Here is a 16,398-nt window from a genome sequence, read left to right on the forward strand (position 1 = left end):
TTCTCCTTAGCCCAGGCGGACTTGAGCGATTTGGTTTGCACCGGTAGTGCTGGTGTCGAAGCGGGCGTTTGCCACCAGGACGTTGTCAGTGGCCACGTTGGTCCACACGCCGGTTGCCGGCACGAAGTAGACCGGGTCGCCTGCGGCAACCTGCACGGATGCGGTCACCCAGATAGCGCCCTTGGTCATCACGCGGGCCGATTCGTACTGGCTGTACTGGTTGGCCTCGGCCTTGACCGAGCGATCGCGGACGCTGATGCCGACAAACTTGGCTGCGGTGTCGCCGGTGGTAGAGGCGCGACCTGCCTTGTCGGCAGTGCCCTGGATGACCGGCACACCGAAGGCCAGGCCGCCAGCAGCCTGCACGGTGCGGGAGATTAGGGTCTTCGGGATCATGTCCACGATCATGCCCGGCAGGCCGGCGCGAATGGTCGCGGTGTAGCTGGTTTGAACGGCCATTACTTGGCACCCCCTTTCCAAGCGTCGTTCAGACGCTGCTCATAGGCCTGCTGGCCGTTGTCATGGCTGTTCTGCGGCTTGCCGTCCTGATTGATCAGGTGCTGGCGGACCGGATCCTTGGCGGCATCCTCCAGCAACAGGTCGAAGCGCGCATCGATGTAGGCATCGGTCTTGCCAGCGATGGCGGCGTCGCCGATCTTGGCGATGACCACGGCCTTGCGGATTTCGCCGTCGGATTTGCCGGAGTAGTCGCCGTCGTGGATGGCCTTGGCCTTGGCGATGAGGTCGCCGCGAACCTTCACGCGCGCGTCAATCTGGGCGTCGGTGATCTGCTTGGACTTCAGGTCATCGATCTCGGCGTCTTTCTGGGCCAGTTCCGAGTCCTTGGCAGCCATTGCATTGGCGTGCGCAGCCTCGGTGGTGGTCAGTTTGGTAGCAGCGTCGGCCAGGCGGCCTTGCAGGGTGGCGATGACAACGGCGCCCTGGTCGGTTACTTCAACCGGGATGCCGTCGACGGTAACCGTCTTCAGGGTCATGGGTCTTTCCTCGGGGGTTGGGGTGTGTTGTGGCCAGGAGTCGCCAATGCTTGCCCGGCTGCCGGCCCGCCCGCGCTGAACGATGGCGATGTGGTCGGCGATGATGTTGGTTTGCTTGGCCTGGTACTTGGTGCCGTCCGGGGCTTCCCCGTCCTCCCAGACCAGTTCGCAGCTGTAGCCCACGCTCAGTTCGCGCTTTCCGGCCTGTACCGCGGCTACTGCGTCACCATCGGTGATCTTCAGGCCGATCTTCAGGTACTCGCCGTCGCGCAGCACCTCGTCGCCAGTAGTGCCCACGGCCACTTGCTTCCAGTTGGCGGCGGTAACCGGCTGGCCCGGGTGGTCGTTGGTCATCGGGATCTTCGAGAACGAATCCAGCGAGCGCTTGGAGAAAACCTCCTTCTCGTCGCGGTAGACGTTCACGACCTTCAGGTCTGGCCGGCCTACCTCGGCGCCCAGGTACTGCTGAATGCCGGTTCGGGCAGTGAGCGCAAAAGCTTCCAGGTAGCCGGAATCGTTCAGCCTGGTATCGCCCAGGCTGACTTTGTCAGTGATGTGCATGGTTTACCTCAGGGCGTGGGCGGAACGTCGTCTGGCTCTTCTTCAGGAAGTTCAGCCCCGAACTCAGTGATGGCCGCCTCCAAACCCGGAAGAACGCTCTGCTCGACCAGAAGCGTGGTGGCCGCCTTGCTCAGCGCGTCTTCAGGCCAGAGCTTCGTCTCGCCCAGGGTCTTGATGGTCTCGGCAGTCTGCTTGCTGATCTCCGACCGCTCCTTCGCCGTCGGCTGCCAGAGGGGATTCCACACGTAGTGGATCTGGGCCGGCCTGGAGCCGAGCGCCGAGCGGATCAGGCAGTCATCCAGCAGCTTCAGTGCAGGCGTGATGTCCAGCTCCTGCAGCGCCTGAATGCGGTCGTAGTAGTTGCGCAGGTCAGCTTCACCGGTCGAGTTCAGGCCGGACGGCGACTGCCCCAGCAAGCGGGTGGCTGGGATGTCGGCGGCGCCGGATACAGCCTGTAGAAAGCGGTCGATGATGTCGGGCAGCGTGCCGAAGCTTGCCGACTTGGTCTCGTAGTCCTCTTCCTTGTCGAGCAGCAGGGTCCCGTTGATGCCCTTGGCGGTGGCTGCCAAGGTGATACGCTCCAGCACCTGTTTCCGGTATCCATCGTCCTGCAGGCTCTGCATGAAGTCAGGAATGCGGATAACGTCCACCTTGGCCTCGAACACCAGGCTGGCTACGTTGGCCATCGTTCCGTCGGACTGCTTGATGGCCTCGAACAGCGCCTGCAGCACCGAATCGCCCCAGCCGAAGATGTTGGCCGGGGCCAGATCTGGGTCTGGGTGCTCGGCGCCGGAGAAGATCACCAGTCGAGACGGGTGGATCTCCAGCTGGCTATCCGCCAGTCGGTAGGCCTTGGGCTTGCCGAAGCGCTCCGACTGCGGATCCTGCTCAATCTCAGTCGGCGACAATTGGCGCCGGTTCATCACTGCCAGGTACTTGAGGCCGCCTGTTTGGATTCGGTCAGGGTTGAGCGGGACCGCGGTATTCATTTCGCCGGTACCAATGAAGATTGCCGAGCCGCCGAACAGCCTTGCCCGTGTCAGGGCCTGCTTCACCTTGGCGCGAAGGTCAAGGCGAGCCTCCTCGGCCTCGATCTTCTCGATCTGCTTCTTGTCAGCCTGCCATCCCCGCCAGCGGCGAGTGCCGTCTAAGGCAGGGATGTCGACGATCTTGCGGGGCAGCCATGCACCCCGGTACGCATTGACCAGCTGCTCATCTGTCAGGATCACCGGCGCATACGTCGAGCCCGATGCCTTGTCGCGCTCGGTGCCCAGGTTCGCGACCAGGTTCACCAGCTTGTCGCTGAGGTATCGGACTACGCCCATTAGGAAACACCTGCGAGGGAGTACTTGTTGATTGGGTACTCTTTGTGGATGAAGTAGCCGCCGGCGTCTGGCCGGTGGTCGTTGCCCTGCTTCTTGTCAGGCTCGCCGTTAGTGCCCCAGATCTGCTGCTCGAGGTCATCGGCATAGGTCGGGCACTTGTCGGCGTTGACGCGGTACCGGCGCTGGCCGGCGGCGTTGCAGAACATGGCGTTCATGGAGTTGATGCGGTCCTTCACCGGCGGGTTTGCGCCGGGGGCTGAGACGATGAAGCCGGCCTGCTTGAGCAGGGAGATGTCGGTTTCGCTGGCCCTAACGGACTTGCGCGAATCGCCCGAGGCATCGGGGTAAACCCGAATCTGTCGGGTGTTTCGGTAATCGCTGCCGTCGTACAGCCAGTACCGCTCCTTGATCTTCTTGATCATGTCCGGCGTGTCGTAGCCGTTGATGATCTCGTCGACCGCATGCGGTAGGCCTAGGCGCTTCACGTGCACCACTGCTGACATCTTGCCGACGTTGAAGTCCATGCCAATGAACAGCGCCTCACCAGGCTGGATGGTCTCCTGGCTGCCGTTCAGCTTGCGGTCGTAGGCGGTGTAGATCGTCCCGGACGTCAGGTTGACGAACTGGCCATCCAGGTAGGCCATGATCAGCTGCTCTGGGTACGAGTCCATCAGCGACGGGATGTAGTCCGGCGGCAGGTTCAGCTCGTTGTCGAACGTGCTCGCCTGCACCAGGCCGTACATCGCGTTCAGCGCTGGCTTCTCGCGCAGCTGCTTCACGAACTGCTGGTAGACGAACTTGAACCCCTCGGGGGTCGTGGTTACGTCCACGCCGTTCTTGAGTCCGTCAACGTTGTAGCGCATACGGGCAATGATCTTGCGCCAGGCGTGCTCCGCCTTGAGCTTGGGCAGAACGTCGAGCTCATCGACCAGGGCGTGCCCGATCTTGAAGCCCACGATGGTCTGGGGCTTCTCCATCGAGCGGCAGATGGTCGTGCTGCGGTACTGGCCGCCGCTGTAGAACTCGACCTCTTTGTCGCTCTCCTTCGTCTTGACCTTCAGGCCCCAGTCGAAGGCGACCTCCTCAATGGTCGGGAAGAAGATGTCGCGAATCTGAGGGTAGGTCGGGGCGAAGTAGCCGGAGTTGATCCGGGGCCACTCCCACACGTGCTTGCAGATACCCGCGCAGCCTACCCAGGTCTTGCCCGAGCCGAACCCGGCCACGAACCCGCGAAACTTGTGCGGCATGTTGATGAAGGTGGCCTGCGGGCAATTAAGCGTCGGCATCGCGCTTCCTCGCATCCATCACGGTTACCTGCACGGAAGTAGGTACCGCGTTCTCCTGCGGCACATCCGCCTTGGTCTGCCTGTTCACGTACACGTCACCGACTTCCTTGGCAGCCTGCTCCAGCAGCTGCGCGGTGAGGGCCAGGTTGCGCATGTTCTCGGCCTTCTCGGCCATCCTGCCCAGCGCTCTCAGTCGGTAGGCCCGGTTGGCGATCGGAATCTCTGCTGTCTCCTCGCGGAAACGCTTGCGTGTGTCTTCGAACAGGGTCACCCAGCGCTTGGCTAGGCCCTTGCTACACGCCTTGGTTGGATCGTGACTTTCGACCTGCTGGCGGGTCACGACCTGCCCGAATTCATTCTTGACGGCCTCCACCACTTGGGTGGGTGTGTCAAAGCACGCCAGGGCCTGAACGATGAAGCCCTTCACCTCATTTGTCAGGGCTGCCATATGGTGTCATCCGTCTAGGGCCTGTCTGGAATCAGGCCGACCTCAGTAGACAGGTTCCGCAGGCCCTCGCAATGTTGATCTTGGCCACCTCAGGCGGCCGGCTTGCAGCGTCGATCAGCTGCTGTACGTCGTGGCTTGGGCCATACCGGCGAACCACTCCGACGAACTCCTCGACGTCGTGCCCACGCATCTCAAGCTTGGGCATGCCGTCATCACCGAATGCCGGGGCTCCGTACTTATCGAGCTTGTGACCGATGTGATACAGCTCGTGCTCTACCAGGGCGCAGAACTCTGCCTCGGTACACTGGGCGCAGTAGTCGCCGGCCAGGGTGATGAGGAACTCTGGCTCCTCTCCGAACCAGTCCCGCATCTGCTGCTCTTGACGCGCCTTCTGCCAACCTCCAGCCCGGATCATCAGCTGTTCGGCCTGGCCCAGCACTGAGCGCCCCTTCTTGTTGAAGGCAGACGAGGCCCACATCACACCGATGTTGGCGTCGATGAGGTGGGCATGTTCTTCGTTGTGGATGCTGCCAGTAGTGGCAAGGATCTCTCGCTGTATCCACTCCCACAGTTCTGGAGCAGGCCTGAGGATCAGGAATGGCAATTCGAGCAGGTCGGCCGGCGGCATTGGCCGGCTCATGCCTGCCGCACCGTGACGATCCCGCGCAGCCTGCGGGTGTAGACCTCTTCGCATGCCGGCCGCTTCGGCTTGATCGGCAAAGGCGCATAGACGCACACCCCGGCAGCGGTGTCGCACCAGATAGCGCGCTCTACCTCTATCCCATTGACGAATACCCGCCGCGGGCCACGGCCGTCTCCTGCGTGGTGGAACGTGGACGGCGCAGGCATGAGGACTCCTCGCGCCACGAAACGGCGCATATCGAATTTGTGGCGCGGCTTATGTGAAGACGTGGCCGCGACGGGCCCAGGCATAGGCAACTACCCCAGCGTGAAGCATCACGCCGAATGGGTTGACCCAGTGCCCTTGCAGGGCGGTGACGAATGCGCCGAACCCGCCGATCGCCACCAGGTAGAAGGCGATACTCAGCAGGGGCTGATCGGCTGGGCGGACCTTGCGCAGGTAGTCGCATGCGGCGACCACCACCAGAACGCACAGGAACACGTCTAGAGCGGTCAGCGCTGAAACCAGGATGTTGTTCATATCAGGCACCTCGCGCCGTGACGAACGACCCCATGGCAGCTTTGATCGCGGGGATGATGTTCATGGCGGTTAGGCCCAGCACGAAAGCTACCCCGCACAGCAGGTCATCGGTGACCGCGAGTTCAAGCTTCGGGGCGAGCCAGGCGGTAACGGGCTGGGTTAGGTAGACCGAGAAGCCGAAGCCGGTGGCGACCGCGGTCGCGGCCTGGAACCGGGTCAGATCCTTCAGGAAGCCCAGTGAGAGGATCGAGCCGATGAATGCAGCCATCACCACCCCGTACTTGCCCAGCACTACGCTCGCGGCGGCGCTTGTTGGTTCGGCCATAGGGGTGTCCTTGGAATAAAAGGCCCGGTTGAGGCCCTATAGGGGGCCAGGGCAAACGTGCGGAGCAGCACATAACGAAATTGGAGCGGATACGGGGAATCGAACCCCGATCGTCAGCTTGGAGGGCTGTCTAGCGACCTGCGCTACCCGCTATGCGTGGGTCTTTCCCCACCTGTCCGCCGAAGACCATTCCAGCGCTGGCACCCTGATGCACCAGTCTCGCCGGTCCAGTCTCGCGCCATCCACCTGCATAGTGAGGGAGTGGATGCGCGGGCTGCCGGTGTTTTTCCGTACACCACACTACCGGCTAGCAGTGTCCAGGCTGTCCTGTTAGGGCCTGCCCTGGCTGCAGTTGCGTTTCTTGCTGGAACAAAAATCCCGGCTCAATGGCCGGGACTCTTGAGGCCCTCTTCGGGCAATAAAAAACCCGGCTCAGTGGCCGGGTCTTGGATGTTACGCCAGGCTCTACCCCTGACTTGGCTGGGTTGCTCCGTTGAGCTCAGCACGAAGCTGTCTCAAGCCGTATTGACGCCCAGCGCGCCGCTCTGCTTTGTATGCCACTCCTCAACACGCGCAGGAATGACAGGATGCAAGAATTTTGTTGCACCGTTGCACGGATGTCAAGCGGCATCTTCCAGCAAAACACCTTCTTCCTGAAGTATCTTGCCAGAAGCGACCAGCGCCTCTGCCACCATCTCGTCCAGCACCTTCTCGATGGCCTTCTTCCAGCGCCAGTACGTGGTCCGGTTCAGGCCCTGGCCATCCCATGTGTTGATGTCGTAGAACTCGGCAGGGAGCACGATCATGTCGGTGGAGCGCTTCACGTATTGCTCACGGCGCGCCTGACCGGCGTCCTCCGGCATCTCGCCGCCAGCCAGGTGTTGGACCACGCCAGCGTGCAGCGAATCGAACTCTGCGCGCTCGCGGGCAGCCCGGCTGGCCGCCTCATGCCCCGACTGCGCCTGCACGCCCTTCACCGGCGGGATGGCCCAGGCGGTGACTGCCTTGTACCGGAACAGGTTTGGCGCCTGAGTCGCGATCAGCGGCACCAGCTTGCCGATCGCATCCACCTTCTTGGCCTTGTGGGTCGAGAACCTGGCCGTGAGTGCATTCCAGTGCCGCGGGATCAGCTTGCTGTGCAGGCGGGCGTGCACCCAGCAGTCCACCAGCATCGCCGCATCCTTCCCGGTGATCTCCCCCTTCAGCTTCGAGGCCTGGACCTTCGGCTCGAAGTCGCCGCCGCCCACCCCGCTCATGGTTTCTGCCGCGAGGGCACGCACTACTGCCGCCAAAACGCTCTGATACTTCATTGCTTGCCCCCTGCCCGCTTGGCCTTGCTCAAAATGAATTCTTCGTAGTACCGCTTGCGGCGCACCGCCCCAGCCCAAGACAGCGACACACCACCCACCACCATGAGGGCGGCCAAAATCAGGAGTCCCCATGCTGGTGTCATGCTGCCTCCTTGAGCGCTTCGATACGGACGCGCACGGCGCCGCCTTTGGTGGTCTCCCGGCGCACGATGCGTAGGTCGTCGATCTGTTCGTCGTCACCCCAGACACCGGCATGCGACAAGGCATCCAGCAGGCCCTTGGCGACGTTGTCGAGGTCACGCTTGCGCCTGTCAGGAGGGAAGCACTCAATCGTCACAGAGAGCCTGCAGAAGAGCTTCTCGATGGCATGCGGTATCGACCAGCACACGTCGGCGCGGTACTTGCGGCCCTTCTCGCTGATTAGATGGCGGCCGGCTAGCTTTCCAGTGGTCGGGTGGCGCCAGTAGGTGTTCACGCTGGGCGGGTATGGCAGGTGCAGAGTAATCATGCGGCCCCCTTCACGGTCAGAATGCCGGCCCGAATCAGGGCCTCATGAGTCTCAGCGATAGCCCGAGGCATATCGGACCAGTCCACCTCGCCTTTCCCGCGGCCGTCGAGCACGTCATGGCAGGCGCTGCAGGCGTAGACCGCCACGGTGTCGAAGCCCTTCATGCCCATGCCCTTCTGCCCGCATGGCAGGTGGGCCAGCACGGTGGTTTCCGGGTTGAAGTTGCAGGCGCCAGGGATGCGCACGGTGCAATCCTGGCCCCGGGCGCTCTCGCGCACCTTCTTGCTGACTACGCGCATGGCTCGGCCTCCTTGGCTTTCTGCTGCTCGGGCTCGAAGTCGCCGCGCAGGGGCATCAGCACACCAGAGCGCGCATCACCCTCGAAGCTACCGCACCGGATCGCATACCAGTCCTGCAACCCAGTCCCGAAAAAATCCCAGGCACCTTTGTGCTCGATGATCTCTGCGCAGCACCCATTGAAGTTCGTCATGGTGCGGCAGCCTACGATCAGCGCCAGGTCGCCCGGCTTGAATTGGTGGCTCATGCCGCTTCCTCCCCCAGCAGGTCAGCGAAGTGCACGCCGCGGGCGGCAAACTCCTCGACGATCCGGTCGGTGTACTGGCAGCCCTGGGCCCGGTCGAACAACCGAGTCACGGGGAACCCATCTGGCCCAAACATCGCGCACTGTCCCATCAGGCGCAGCTTCACGTCGTAATCCAGGTGGATGAACGACTCAGCCCAGCCGGTGCGGAACTCGGCGCAGCCAGCGCGCATGATCGGCACGCCCAGGTGCAGCTTGCAGTAACGACGCACGTCCTCGATGTCGCCCATCTCAGTGCTCTTTGCGATGCGTTCGTACATCGCGAACCACAGGGCGTTCTGGTCCAGGGTTCGGTCCTTGCCCGGGCGCATGCTGACCACGACGAACTTCTTGTCGCGGAATATCCGGGTCAGCATGGTGATGGCCTCGGACAGCTTGGCCTGGCTGTTGACGCTGATCTTCTCGGTCATGGCGCCACCGCCTTCGGCTGCAGCCGCTCCAAGCGCTCGCGCAGATCGTTGATCTCGTCCTGAGCCGCGTCCATTACCTTCTGCGCCTCGTGCACGTCGATCCAGTTGCCGCTGATGTCCTCGAACTTCTGGATTCGGGTGCCTGAAGGCGCAAGCAGGAAGCTGAAGCGCGGAATGGCATTCAATTTGTCCCAGAACTCGAAGCCCTGGCGGGTCTTGATGTTTCTCATGGAGCCACCTTCAGGCCTTGGGCCTCGATCGCCTTGCGCACGTCGCTGATGTAGGCCGCCTCATTGAAACAGCCGCCCTCCACGTCATCGAACTCTTCGCGGTAGGCCTCAGCTGCTCGGTTCGGCATCTGAACCACCACGGCCGCACGAGAGGCCTGCCAGGACCACCATGCGACAGCGGTTTCACGGTGAACGAATACGCCATCCCGTAATTCGAAACGGCTCTCCTGAACATTCATCCCTTCAGCAATCAGAAGGCTGCGGTATGTGCGGATGAAGGCCTTGAGCATCTTGTTGGTGTCCATCAGTGCTTCTCCTCGATCTTGGTCATCAGCCAGGCAGTGGGGATGGCGGCTACCAGGATCGATGGCCCCGCCATGAGGGCCAGCTTCGCGGGCCACGACAGATCCAGCTCCACGGAGAACTTGATCCACAGGGTGAATGCCGCAGATGCCGCGATGATCACGGTCGGTGCCAGCACGATCATCAGCACGGCTTTGAGGTAGGTACGCATCACACCCCCTCCCCGGCCGGCTGCCCGGCGCGCTTGATGTTCAACTTGGCCAGCAGGTGTGCACGGCACGCGGCGGCGCTCGATGGGATCTGCTGGAGACCCAGCAGGCGGGCCTGGCGTTGGCTTGCATACTCGTCGGCTAGCTCGATCAGGCTCTTCTGGCTGTCGTGGCCGATGCCGGTGGCGATGTCGCCCAGGGGCTCGCCGGCCACCAGCATGCGGATGGTGATGTCGTAGGCCCGGGCGAATACTTTCTCGGCGCGCTCCACCTCCATCGATCCCAGGTTCTGTGCCTCGCACTGCAGGGCCGCATGGCGCACCGCTGCGTGCGTCCAGTGGCGTGCACCTGCCCTGCTGGGGTGGAAGTTCTCCAGCGCTTCTGCCAGGGCCCGCGCAAGCGGCGGAATGCCCATCTCTTCCGGCGTGGGCTGGCACAGCTTGATGAACTTGCCGCTGCTCGGGGCGAAGTCGGTACCCAGCACCCGGCACTTCTGGATGCCGAAGCGGATCTGCTCGAGCGTGTTGATGCCCGCGGCGACGAAGGACTTGATCCAGCTGCGCTTGGCAGCCTTCAGCGCGTCATCGTCCGGCCAGGCCTGCCTCCACGCCGGGAAGATGGCCTGCAGCTCCTTGAACAGGGCGTTGACCACCTCGGCGGTGCCCGGGTCGAGCTGCTTGGCCGGGGCGTGCACCTCGGCAGGCAGGTTGCCGGCCTTGGCCATGATCTGCGTCACGCTGCGCAATTTCGGTTGTGCGCTCATAAGCCCCCTAGGTCATCAGCCCAGCTGGTGTCGTTGAAGTCGGGGCCGCTGGCCGGGCGGCGAGATGCGAACGGGGCGGCACCTGCTGGCTGAGGCAGTTCGTCTTCCCAGCGCTTGCCGTTCAGCCAGGTGGATGCGTGCGGAATGAACTGGCCGCCGTCCTTGGTCCAGTCGGTCGACACGGTCCAGGCAGCCAGGGCTTTGGCCATCAGGTCGAACAGATCAGCGGTGACCTTGATCTTCGCCCAGGCTTTCTTGGCGTCGGCCTTGCTCACCTTGCGCGGGTACAGCGACCAGAACCGTTCGAAGTCGACCAACTCGCCTTCGCGAGAGTCAGTCCTTACTCCCTTCAGTCCTTGCTTACCTTCAATACTTACTAGTGTCGGATTTGCCGGATACGGCTGAGCCGGAAGCGGTTCAACCGGATACGGCAAAGCCGGAAGCGGTGTTTCCGAGACGACGTAGTGGGTTTCACCCAGCAAACCGGACTCGCCACGGTCCTGGCGGCGCTCGACATAGCCCGCTGCAATAAGCTCTTGCAGCAGGCCATACACGCCGTCACGACCGGTAGGCTTCGACGAATTGGCGGTCTCGTTGCGCAGGTGGGTGACGGACACGGCCCAGTGGTCTGGCTTGCCCAGCAGGAACACCAGGAGGCCACGGGCAGCCCAGCTCAGGCGCCCGTCCTCGCTGATCGACTTGTTGAGCATGTAGAAATTGGCCTCAGGGCGAGGCGCGCGGATGATGCTCATGCTGTGCGCCTCCCTTGACCACGAAAATCTACGGTCTTCGTGCCCTTCCAGCTGTTGCAAGGGGCACACAGGGTTTGAAGGTTGTCTTCCGTGGCTTCGCCACCCTGGATCTCTGGGACTACGTGATCGGCCCGCAGATCGGCCCGGCTACCGCAGCGCAGGCAGGCGTACCCGTCGCGCTCAAACACGGATAGCCGAACCCTCGGGCCGATCACCTTCTTCCGGTAGGATGGTTTGGCGGGAGCATCACCTTCGAAGGCCAAGATGAAACGATCGCGCCCCGCAACCTCGATCAGACCTCGATCTTCAAGGCCCTCAATGAGGCGCTTGACCTGATCCTCCGGAACGTTGGTGTAGCGCGCGATAGAGGCGGTACTGACGCTGGAAAACGGCTCCTGCGCGTTGTCACAGATGCAGAGCAGCACGAACTTTTCGAGCGGATCGACTTCTTGCTGCCCCAATGCCCACATCATGGATTGGACGCTCATTTCAAGCCTCCCCAGCGGCCGCGGGGGCCTTTAGATTCAGGGGAAGGCATAGGCTTGACCAAGGCTGGAAACACCCCGCGACAGCCGAGAGATGTCCACGCGTGATTTAAGATCTGGTAGGTCATGAGCGGCAAGGCTCCGCTTCCTCCAACGACGATCACCTCGGAGCTTTGGCCTTGAATGGATTCGAGGTCTTTATAGGTATCGACCCGGTTAATTTTTCCGCTCATGCTGCACCCCGCACGGCCTTGTCGTGGGTGTGCAGGCCGTCCCAGTTCTTCTTCATGGGCAGCTCGCCGGCCAGGTACAGCTCGTACAGGCGCACGGCGCCCTTGCGCAGGAGGATCGGCGTGTAGCTGATGAACGCCTCTTTCCCGTGCGGGGTGATCTCCTGCTGGTGCTCGGTCATGTACTTGTCGCGGGCGTAGGCGGCGACGCGGTACCGGGTGCCGGACTTGCTCTCGTTGTAGAGCCAGTTGCGGCGCTCGAGGAAGTGGCCAACCTGCATCACGTTGACCCCATTGAGGCCCTTGCAGAACTGGACGTGGCTCATTCCTTCCTTGAACAGGTTTTCCAGGTGGTCGATCTTCTTGGCCTGGGCCTCGACCTGGACAGTGAGCAGCACGCGGGCCTTCTCCGACTCCAGGGCCATCTGGAGGATTTCCAGCTTGCTGAGGTCGGCGGGCTGGGCGGGGGCGGTGTATCCGCCGGTTCTGCGAATGCTGGGCAGCACTTCGCTCACCACCCATTCCTCAAAGCGTTCGGCTTGAGGCATCTTCGAGCGCATTACCAGCCGGTAGACGTCACGCTCGGGGATGATATTTGCCGACGGACCAAGGGTGAACGAATCGTTCACCCCCGCCGGGCGCGGGCTTTTGCAGTGGTCGCGCACGGCTTTTTGTGGATTGGAGTAGCCGAGACCTTCAGCCACATCACGGGCAGAGAACCAAGGCTCACCATCAACGAGCACGACACGAACGTCGAACCCCTCGAAATTGAACAGGTTTACTGTGCGCGCCACGAAATCGTGGTTCGCATTTTGTGGCGCGATGGCCACGGTATTGATTTGGCTACCAAGGTGCATATATGATTGCCTCGCACATGTGTTACGAATGCAGTACAAGAAGCCGGTCTAGCCACCGGCTTTTTTGTGCCTGCCGTTTGGTGTTGCGGTGCTGCATTGGGTGTCCGGCGCATCCGTGGTAGGTTCCGATTTCCACACCAGAGGCCATCGGAGGCCGGACATGTCTTTGATTGATGATCAAGTGCTACAGGTGAGCTGCGACCAGTGCGGCAGCGAGTTCACGGAAACGGTTGGTGACGTGAAGCTGAAGGGTTACGTTGCCTGTCCCGGTTGCGGTGACCGCTCGGAAATCGATGAGGCCTGGCATCAAGACATCGCCGCCGCCGAACAGAAGCTGCTGGACCTCAAATCGAGCATCGAGACTGACTTCAGCAACCTGTTTAAGGGAGGCAAGTAACTCGTCCAGCTCCTGCGAGCCGGTCTGCGAATTCACCTGGATGCTCAGTTCCGGCTTGCTCATACCCTTCTCCTGCTCTACTTAGGCCCTTTCGAGGCCCTTTTTGTGATCTACCAGCGAGAGCAGCGGGGCTGTATGCCGCATCTGCCTTAGCTGGGCCTGTACCGCCAGTGAGCGACCTGCTTCCAGGTACTGGTTGGCGGCGTATTCGAGGCTCCATCCAAGCTCGGCACTTAACTGCCGAACCTCTTCCTGAGCCCCCTTCTCCAACAAATCGAAGGTGCTTTCAGGCATAGGCCCTCCATAAGGCCTTTAAGCCGTCTTATCCTGTTTGCCGTGGCCATGGATTTCGCGGATCAGCTCAGCTGCGCCGAGGCGCCTGGCGATCATCGAAAGCTCATGGACGTAGGTGGCCAACTGCATGCCCGCTGCGCGTGCTTCCATTCGAAGCATGCGAACGTCCTCCGGCTTGTAGCGGGACTTCACTACTTCGCTGCGCTTGTGGGCGGGATTGTCATAGGCCATACGGGTACTGCTCCTTGCGGTTGGAATTGGTTAGGCGGCGGATTTCGTAGAGGCCTTAAGCTTCCCTTTTGTCAGTACCTGGATTTGGTACTGGCGAGACTCCGGGACGAATTCGCCCCACTGAGTGACTGCGCTCGGGTTGATCAGCAAAGCGTCAGCGAGCTTCTTTTTGGAACCGAAGAAGGCGGCGGCGTCTGTTGTCTTCATTGCTTCGCTCCTTTGGCGATAAGGCTATTTAAGCATGCTAATTTTTGAACGACAAGAGCATCCACTAGCAAAGGCCATGCTAAAGTTAAGCTGGCTTAATATTTGAGGATGAACAGACCCGAACGAATCGCTAAAGCGATCAAGCACAGCAAAAAACTGAAGAAGGAGATCGCCCGCGAATGCGGGGTCACTCCTTCCGCCGTTACTCAATGGATTACGGGCGACAGCAAGAGCATGAGGCCCGAAAACCTGTTTGCGCTTGCCCAAGCTACCGGGGTGAGCGCCGAGTGGCTCGCAAACGGCACGGGCGAAATGATCGCAGCCACTTCAGGTTTTGACGCCAACGTTGAGCCCGCATCGGGGCCTTTCAGATATTACGAGTACCCAGAAATCAGCTGGGTCCAGGCTGGGATGCCCGTGGAGGCTGTAGAAATTTCAAACGTGGCCTCTTGCGAGGTTCACCCATCAGACGCCTGGGCTGGACCAAACGGGTTCTGGCTCAAGGTAAAAGGCCCATCGATGACCTCGCCAAATGGCATGTCGTTCCCTGAGGGTATGGTGATCCTGGTGGCCCCGGGTTTCGACGTTGAGAGCAGCCAGTTCGTGGTAGCCAAGATGACCGACACCAATGAGGCCACCTTCAAGCAGTTCATCTGGGATTCTGGCCGGGCCTTCCTTAAGCCGCTCAACCCTTCGTTCCCGACCGTCGAGATGGATGGCGAATGGGTGCTTGTGGGGCGAGTGGTCGATGCCAAGTGGCCGCGATCAGCTCTGTGAGGTTTGTCATGCCCCTAACCAAGCCCAACCAAGAACTCAACCGCGACCTCCAGGGGCTAGCCTCCGACCTGAAGTGGTCGGCGGTCGAGCTGATGCGCATTGCGGTACGCCTGAGCGAGGCCGGAAACGAGCACGACGCCCAGGCAGTGATCAGGATCTGCCAGGTGATGCAGGCTGGGGAGGACAAGCTATCAAGGTACGGGGAGGAGGTGAACGCTGGTAGCATTGCGCGAAAGCAATTGCCCTAGAGGCCTTCGGGGCCGTTAGTTTCCCTCATTATCCCGATAGCCTCCGATCGGTCGAACCAGTGGCGCCTTTGGCTGCCTAACCTATAGTCACCATACGCGCCACAAAATCGTTAGCTTCGGTTTCGTGGCGCGGATTTCAGTTGACTTATACGGCGACGTATCCATAATCGCCATCCAGTGTTGTCTGTGGATAACCTGTGCACCAGTATTGTCGGAGGTTTTGCATCATGTCTAACAACCCGTTCGTTCTCCGTTGCTACGCAGAGAAGAAGGATGGTTATTGGATTGCTGCCTGCCCGCAATTTACCCTGGCCGCTCAAGGTGAAACCTTTGAAGAGGCCAAGGAAAAACTCGAAGGACAGATCAAGTCCTACGTGGTGGAGGCTCTCACTGTCGACAAGGAGCATGCAGCTGAGCTGCTTGGTCGGCGCGCCCCACTATCCATGCGGTTGGGTTATAGCATTAAGGCTTTCTTCTGGTCTCTGGCTCAGCGCCGAAGCGCCAAGCAGAAGGTTCGATTCTTCAACGAGCCAACGCTTCAGTACGTTTGCTAAGGATTGTGAATGGGCTTTGGGCGCCATCGTCCCCTTACCTATAGAGAAGTCATCGGCGTCCTTAAGAAACTAGGATTCCGCTTCCGAAACCAGGAAGGAAGCCACGAGCAGTGGGTGAAGGACGGAAACCCTTTTCGAAAGGTAACCGTGGACAAGCCCAAGGCCCCATTCCATGGGGATCTCATTAAGTACATGAGCCTACAGGCAGGCGTGAGCAAAAAAGAGTTCTACAAGCTTGTTGATTAGTTGAAGCCCGCCTCGGCGGGCTTTTTCATGCCTTCACGCTTTTTTCACGCCCTACTCTGCACAGTGAAGGCTCATCCGATTTCCCTTTAGCCCGCCCATCCCTGCGGGCTTTTTTACGCCTGCGTGATGGCTCAGGGCCATAGTGGTAGGATACGAGCTTAACCAACACAGGCCTGTTTCACGATGAAAAAAGTATGGATGCCTTTGGCGCTGTCTCTTGCCCTGTCCGCATGCGCCATTCCTCAGCAGCAAGCCGTACCACGAGTCCCATTCCCAGTAGCCGAGTACGATGCACTTCCCAAAACCGGGACCGGATCGCTGACCGGGCAAGTCTTCATGCGCACCGTAGGCGGCGACGTTAAATTTGGCGCCGGCAGTGATGTCCATCTGCAGCCCGTTACCTCCTACTCACAGCAGTGGTATGACACAAATTACCTAGGCGGCCAGCCTCTAGCGCCGGCCGACCTGCGGGCATCTCAAGGGCTGCTAACCACGCAGGCTGATGGCAACGGAAACTTCAGTTTCTCTAACGTGCCGCCTGGGAAATACTTCCTTAGCTCGACCGTAAGCTGGCAAGCTCCATCCCAGTATGGTTTGCTTCCGCAAGGCGGCGTGGTTGCCAAGATCATTACAATATCGAATGGCTCGCAAGCCCGAGAAATGCTTACGAAGTAGCCTCTCAAA

At 60.9% G+C, this 16,398-nt stretch carries 31 protein-coding genes and 1 tRNA gene; 5 read left to right on the forward strand and 27 right to left on the reverse strand.

The features are described 5' to 3' along the window. Positions 1–6: 6 nt before the first annotated feature. From OZ911_RS18075 to OZ911_RS18205, 27 genes are all read right to left on the reverse strand, one after another. Positions 7–459 carry a structural cement protein Gp24 gene (locus OZ911_RS18075; protein ID WP_172285802.1) on the reverse strand — a complete coding sequence of 151 codons (453 nt, stop codon included), beginning with the start codon at positions 457–459 and terminating at the stop codon, positions 7–9. Next, complete coding sequence (locus tag OZ911_RS18080; RefSeq protein WP_268968421.1) at positions 459–1,556, reverse strand: DUF2213 domain-containing protein; 1,098 nt, start codon at positions 1,554–1,556, stop codon at positions 459–461. The genes OZ911_RS18075 and OZ911_RS18080 overlap by 1 nt, the downstream gene beginning before the upstream one ends. Before the next feature lie 8 nt (positions 1,557–1,564). Then, positions 1,565–2,881, reverse strand: a complete 1,317-nt coding sequence (locus OZ911_RS18085) for a DUF1073 domain-containing protein (RefSeq protein WP_268968422.1) — start codon at positions 2,879–2,881, stop codon at positions 1,565–1,567. Beyond that, positions 2,881–4,167 carry a terminase large subunit domain-containing protein gene (locus OZ911_RS18090; protein ID WP_197884304.1) on the reverse strand — a complete coding sequence of 429 codons (1,287 nt, stop codon included), beginning with the start codon at positions 4,165–4,167 and terminating at the stop codon, positions 2,881–2,883. The genes OZ911_RS18085 and OZ911_RS18090 overlap by 1 nt, the downstream gene beginning before the upstream one ends. After that, positions 4,154–4,615: a DUF2280 domain-containing protein gene (locus OZ911_RS18095; RefSeq protein ID WP_197884303.1), complete on the reverse strand. Its 462-nt coding sequence runs from the start codon at positions 4,613–4,615 to the stop codon at positions 4,154–4,156. Before OZ911_RS18095 ends, OZ911_RS18090 begins: the two co-directional genes overlap by 14 nt. A gap of 31 nt (positions 4,616–4,646) precedes the next feature. Next, positions 4,647–5,255: a putative metallopeptidase gene (locus OZ911_RS18100; RefSeq protein ID WP_197884302.1), complete on the reverse strand. Its 609-nt coding sequence runs from the start codon at positions 5,253–5,255 to the stop codon at positions 4,647–4,649. Beyond that, positions 5,252–5,464: a hypothetical protein gene (locus OZ911_RS18105; RefSeq protein ID WP_060498312.1), complete on the reverse strand. Its 213-nt coding sequence runs from the start codon at positions 5,462–5,464 to the stop codon at positions 5,252–5,254. The genes OZ911_RS18100 and OZ911_RS18105 overlap by 4 nt, the downstream gene beginning before the upstream one ends. Positions 5,465–5,513: 49 nt before the next feature. Then, positions 5,514–5,777, reverse strand: a complete 264-nt coding sequence (locus tag OZ911_RS18110; protein WP_186703250.1) for a hypothetical protein — start codon at positions 5,775–5,777, stop codon at positions 5,514–5,516. 1 nt (position 5,778) lies between these two features. Then, positions 5,779–6,102 (reverse strand): hypothetical protein, encoded by a 324-nt coding sequence (locus tag OZ911_RS18115; protein WP_054882101.1) that lies wholly within the window; start codon positions 6,100–6,102, stop codon positions 5,779–5,781. Between the two features lie 81 nt (positions 6,103–6,183). Beyond that, a tRNA-OTHER gene (locus OZ911_RS18120) sits at positions 6,184–6,253 on the reverse strand. Positions 6,254–6,722: 469 nt separating this feature from the next. Beyond that, positions 6,723–7,412 carry a hypothetical protein gene (locus OZ911_RS18125; RefSeq protein ID WP_268968423.1) on the reverse strand — a complete coding sequence of 230 codons (690 nt, stop codon included), beginning with the start codon at positions 7,410–7,412 and terminating at the stop codon, positions 6,723–6,725. Beyond that, positions 7,409–7,555 carry a hypothetical protein gene (locus OZ911_RS18130; protein ID WP_197884300.1) on the reverse strand — a complete coding sequence of 49 codons (147 nt, stop codon included), beginning with the start codon at positions 7,553–7,555 and terminating at the stop codon, positions 7,409–7,411. Before OZ911_RS18130 ends, OZ911_RS18125 begins: the two co-directional genes overlap by 4 nt. Next, positions 7,552–7,920, reverse strand: coding sequence for a RusA family crossover junction endodeoxyribonuclease (locus tag OZ911_RS18135; RefSeq protein ID WP_050592045.1), 369 nt, complete (start codon positions 7,918–7,920; stop codon positions 7,552–7,554). The genes OZ911_RS18130 and OZ911_RS18135 overlap by 4 nt, the downstream gene beginning before the upstream one ends. Further along, positions 7,917–8,219 carry a nuclease domain-containing protein gene (locus OZ911_RS18140; RefSeq protein WP_024718064.1) on the reverse strand — a complete coding sequence of 101 codons (303 nt, stop codon included), beginning with the start codon at positions 8,217–8,219 and terminating at the stop codon, positions 7,917–7,919. Before OZ911_RS18140 ends, OZ911_RS18135 begins: the two co-directional genes overlap by 4 nt. Continuing rightward, positions 8,210–8,464 carry a hypothetical protein gene (locus OZ911_RS18145; RefSeq protein ID WP_024718063.1) on the reverse strand — a complete coding sequence of 85 codons (255 nt, stop codon included), beginning with the start codon at positions 8,462–8,464 and terminating at the stop codon, positions 8,210–8,212. The genes OZ911_RS18140 and OZ911_RS18145 overlap by 10 nt, the downstream gene beginning before the upstream one ends. Then, a complete protein-coding gene (locus tag OZ911_RS18150; protein ID WP_268968424.1) occupies positions 8,461–8,931 on the reverse strand; it encodes a hypothetical protein in 471 nt (156 codons plus the stop codon). The genes OZ911_RS18145 and OZ911_RS18150 overlap by 4 nt, the downstream gene beginning before the upstream one ends. Next, positions 8,928–9,161 (reverse strand): hypothetical protein, encoded by a 234-nt coding sequence (locus tag OZ911_RS18155; RefSeq protein WP_268968425.1) that lies wholly within the window; start codon positions 9,159–9,161, stop codon positions 8,928–8,930. Before OZ911_RS18155 ends, OZ911_RS18150 begins: the two co-directional genes overlap by 4 nt. Then, a complete protein-coding gene (locus tag OZ911_RS18160; RefSeq protein WP_268968426.1) occupies positions 9,158–9,466 on the reverse strand; it encodes a phiTE_015 family protein in 309 nt (102 codons plus the stop codon). Before OZ911_RS18160 ends, OZ911_RS18155 begins: the two co-directional genes overlap by 4 nt. After that, the gene (locus tag OZ911_RS18165) at positions 9,466–9,675 is read right to left on the reverse strand and encodes a hypothetical protein (RefSeq protein ID WP_268968427.1); all 210 of its coding nucleotides are present in this window, start codon (positions 9,673–9,675) and stop codon (positions 9,466–9,468) included. Before OZ911_RS18165 ends, OZ911_RS18160 begins: the two co-directional genes overlap by 1 nt. Further along, positions 9,675–10,436: a replication protein P gene (locus OZ911_RS18170; protein WP_268968428.1), complete on the reverse strand. Its 762-nt coding sequence runs from the start codon at positions 10,434–10,436 to the stop codon at positions 9,675–9,677. The genes OZ911_RS18165 and OZ911_RS18170 overlap by 1 nt, the downstream gene beginning before the upstream one ends. Then, a complete protein-coding gene (locus tag OZ911_RS18175; protein ID WP_268968429.1) occupies positions 10,433–11,188 on the reverse strand; it encodes an LvrA C-terminal domain-related protein in 756 nt (251 codons plus the stop codon). Before OZ911_RS18175 ends, OZ911_RS18170 begins: the two co-directional genes overlap by 4 nt. Then, positions 11,185–11,676: an HNH endonuclease gene (locus OZ911_RS18180; protein ID WP_095114729.1), complete on the reverse strand. Its 492-nt coding sequence runs from the start codon at positions 11,674–11,676 to the stop codon at positions 11,185–11,187. The genes OZ911_RS18175 and OZ911_RS18180 overlap by 4 nt, the downstream gene beginning before the upstream one ends. Positions 11,677–11,902: 226 nt before the next feature. Continuing rightward, positions 11,903–12,760: a BRO-N domain-containing protein gene (locus tag OZ911_RS18185; protein ID WP_268968430.1), complete on the reverse strand. Its 858-nt coding sequence runs from the start codon at positions 12,758–12,760 to the stop codon at positions 11,903–11,905. 184 nt (positions 12,761–12,944) lie between these two features. Beyond that, on the reverse strand, positions 12,945–13,220 hold the full coding sequence (locus OZ911_RS18190) for a hypothetical protein (RefSeq protein ID WP_268968431.1): 276 nt from the start codon (positions 13,218–13,220) through the stop codon (positions 12,945–12,947). Positions 13,221–13,238: 18 nt separating this feature from the next. Continuing rightward, entirely contained in the window at positions 13,239–13,451 is a 213-nt protein-coding gene (locus OZ911_RS18195) for a hypothetical protein (RefSeq protein ID WP_054830709.1), read from the reverse strand. Positions 13,452–13,469: 18 nt separating this feature from the next. Further along, entirely contained in the window at positions 13,470–13,682 is a 213-nt protein-coding gene (locus OZ911_RS18200) for a hypothetical protein (RefSeq protein ID WP_023379896.1), read from the reverse strand. A 30-nt stretch (positions 13,683–13,712) separates the two neighbouring features. Next, the gene (locus OZ911_RS18205) at positions 13,713–13,889 is read right to left on the reverse strand and encodes a Cro/CI family transcriptional regulator (protein WP_019751331.1); all 177 of its coding nucleotides are present in this window, start codon (positions 13,887–13,889) and stop codon (positions 13,713–13,715) included. A 108-nt stretch (positions 13,890–13,997) separates the two neighbouring features. Here OZ911_RS18205 and OZ911_RS18210 point away from each other — a divergent pair, with 108 nt between their 5' ends. The 5 genes from OZ911_RS18210 to OZ911_RS18225 all read left to right on the forward strand — a co-directional run bounded on the left by OZ911_RS18210 (position 13,998) and on the right by OZ911_RS18225 (position 16,389). Beyond that, positions 13,998–14,666: a LexA family protein gene (locus OZ911_RS18210; protein WP_059395558.1), complete on the forward strand. Its 669-nt coding sequence runs from the start codon at positions 13,998–14,000 to the stop codon at positions 14,664–14,666. 8 nt (positions 14,667–14,674) lie between these two features. Next, positions 14,675–14,914: a hypothetical protein gene (locus OZ911_RS18215; RefSeq protein WP_268968432.1), complete on the forward strand. Its 240-nt coding sequence runs from the start codon at positions 14,675–14,677 to the stop codon at positions 14,912–14,914. 227 nt (positions 14,915–15,141) lie between these two features. Continuing rightward, positions 15,142–15,468, forward strand: a complete 327-nt coding sequence (locus OZ911_RS18220; protein ID WP_061302600.1) for a type II toxin-antitoxin system HicB family antitoxin — start codon at positions 15,142–15,144, stop codon at positions 15,466–15,468. 9 nt (positions 15,469–15,477) lie between these two features. Continuing rightward, positions 15,478–15,714: a type II toxin-antitoxin system HicA family toxin gene (locus OZ911_RS28895; RefSeq protein ID WP_061302602.1), complete on the forward strand. Its 237-nt coding sequence runs from the start codon at positions 15,478–15,480 to the stop codon at positions 15,712–15,714. A 183-nt stretch (positions 15,715–15,897) separates the two neighbouring features. After that, entirely contained in the window at positions 15,898–16,389 is a 492-nt protein-coding gene (locus OZ911_RS18225; protein WP_268968433.1) for a hypothetical protein, read from the forward strand. Positions 16,390–16,398: the final 9 nt, after the last annotated feature.

The sequence above is a fragment of the Pseudomonas fortuita genome, assembly GCF_026898135.2.
Classification (GTDB): domain Bacteria; phylum Pseudomonadota; class Gammaproteobacteria; order Pseudomonadales; family Pseudomonadaceae; genus Aquipseudomonas; species Aquipseudomonas fortuita.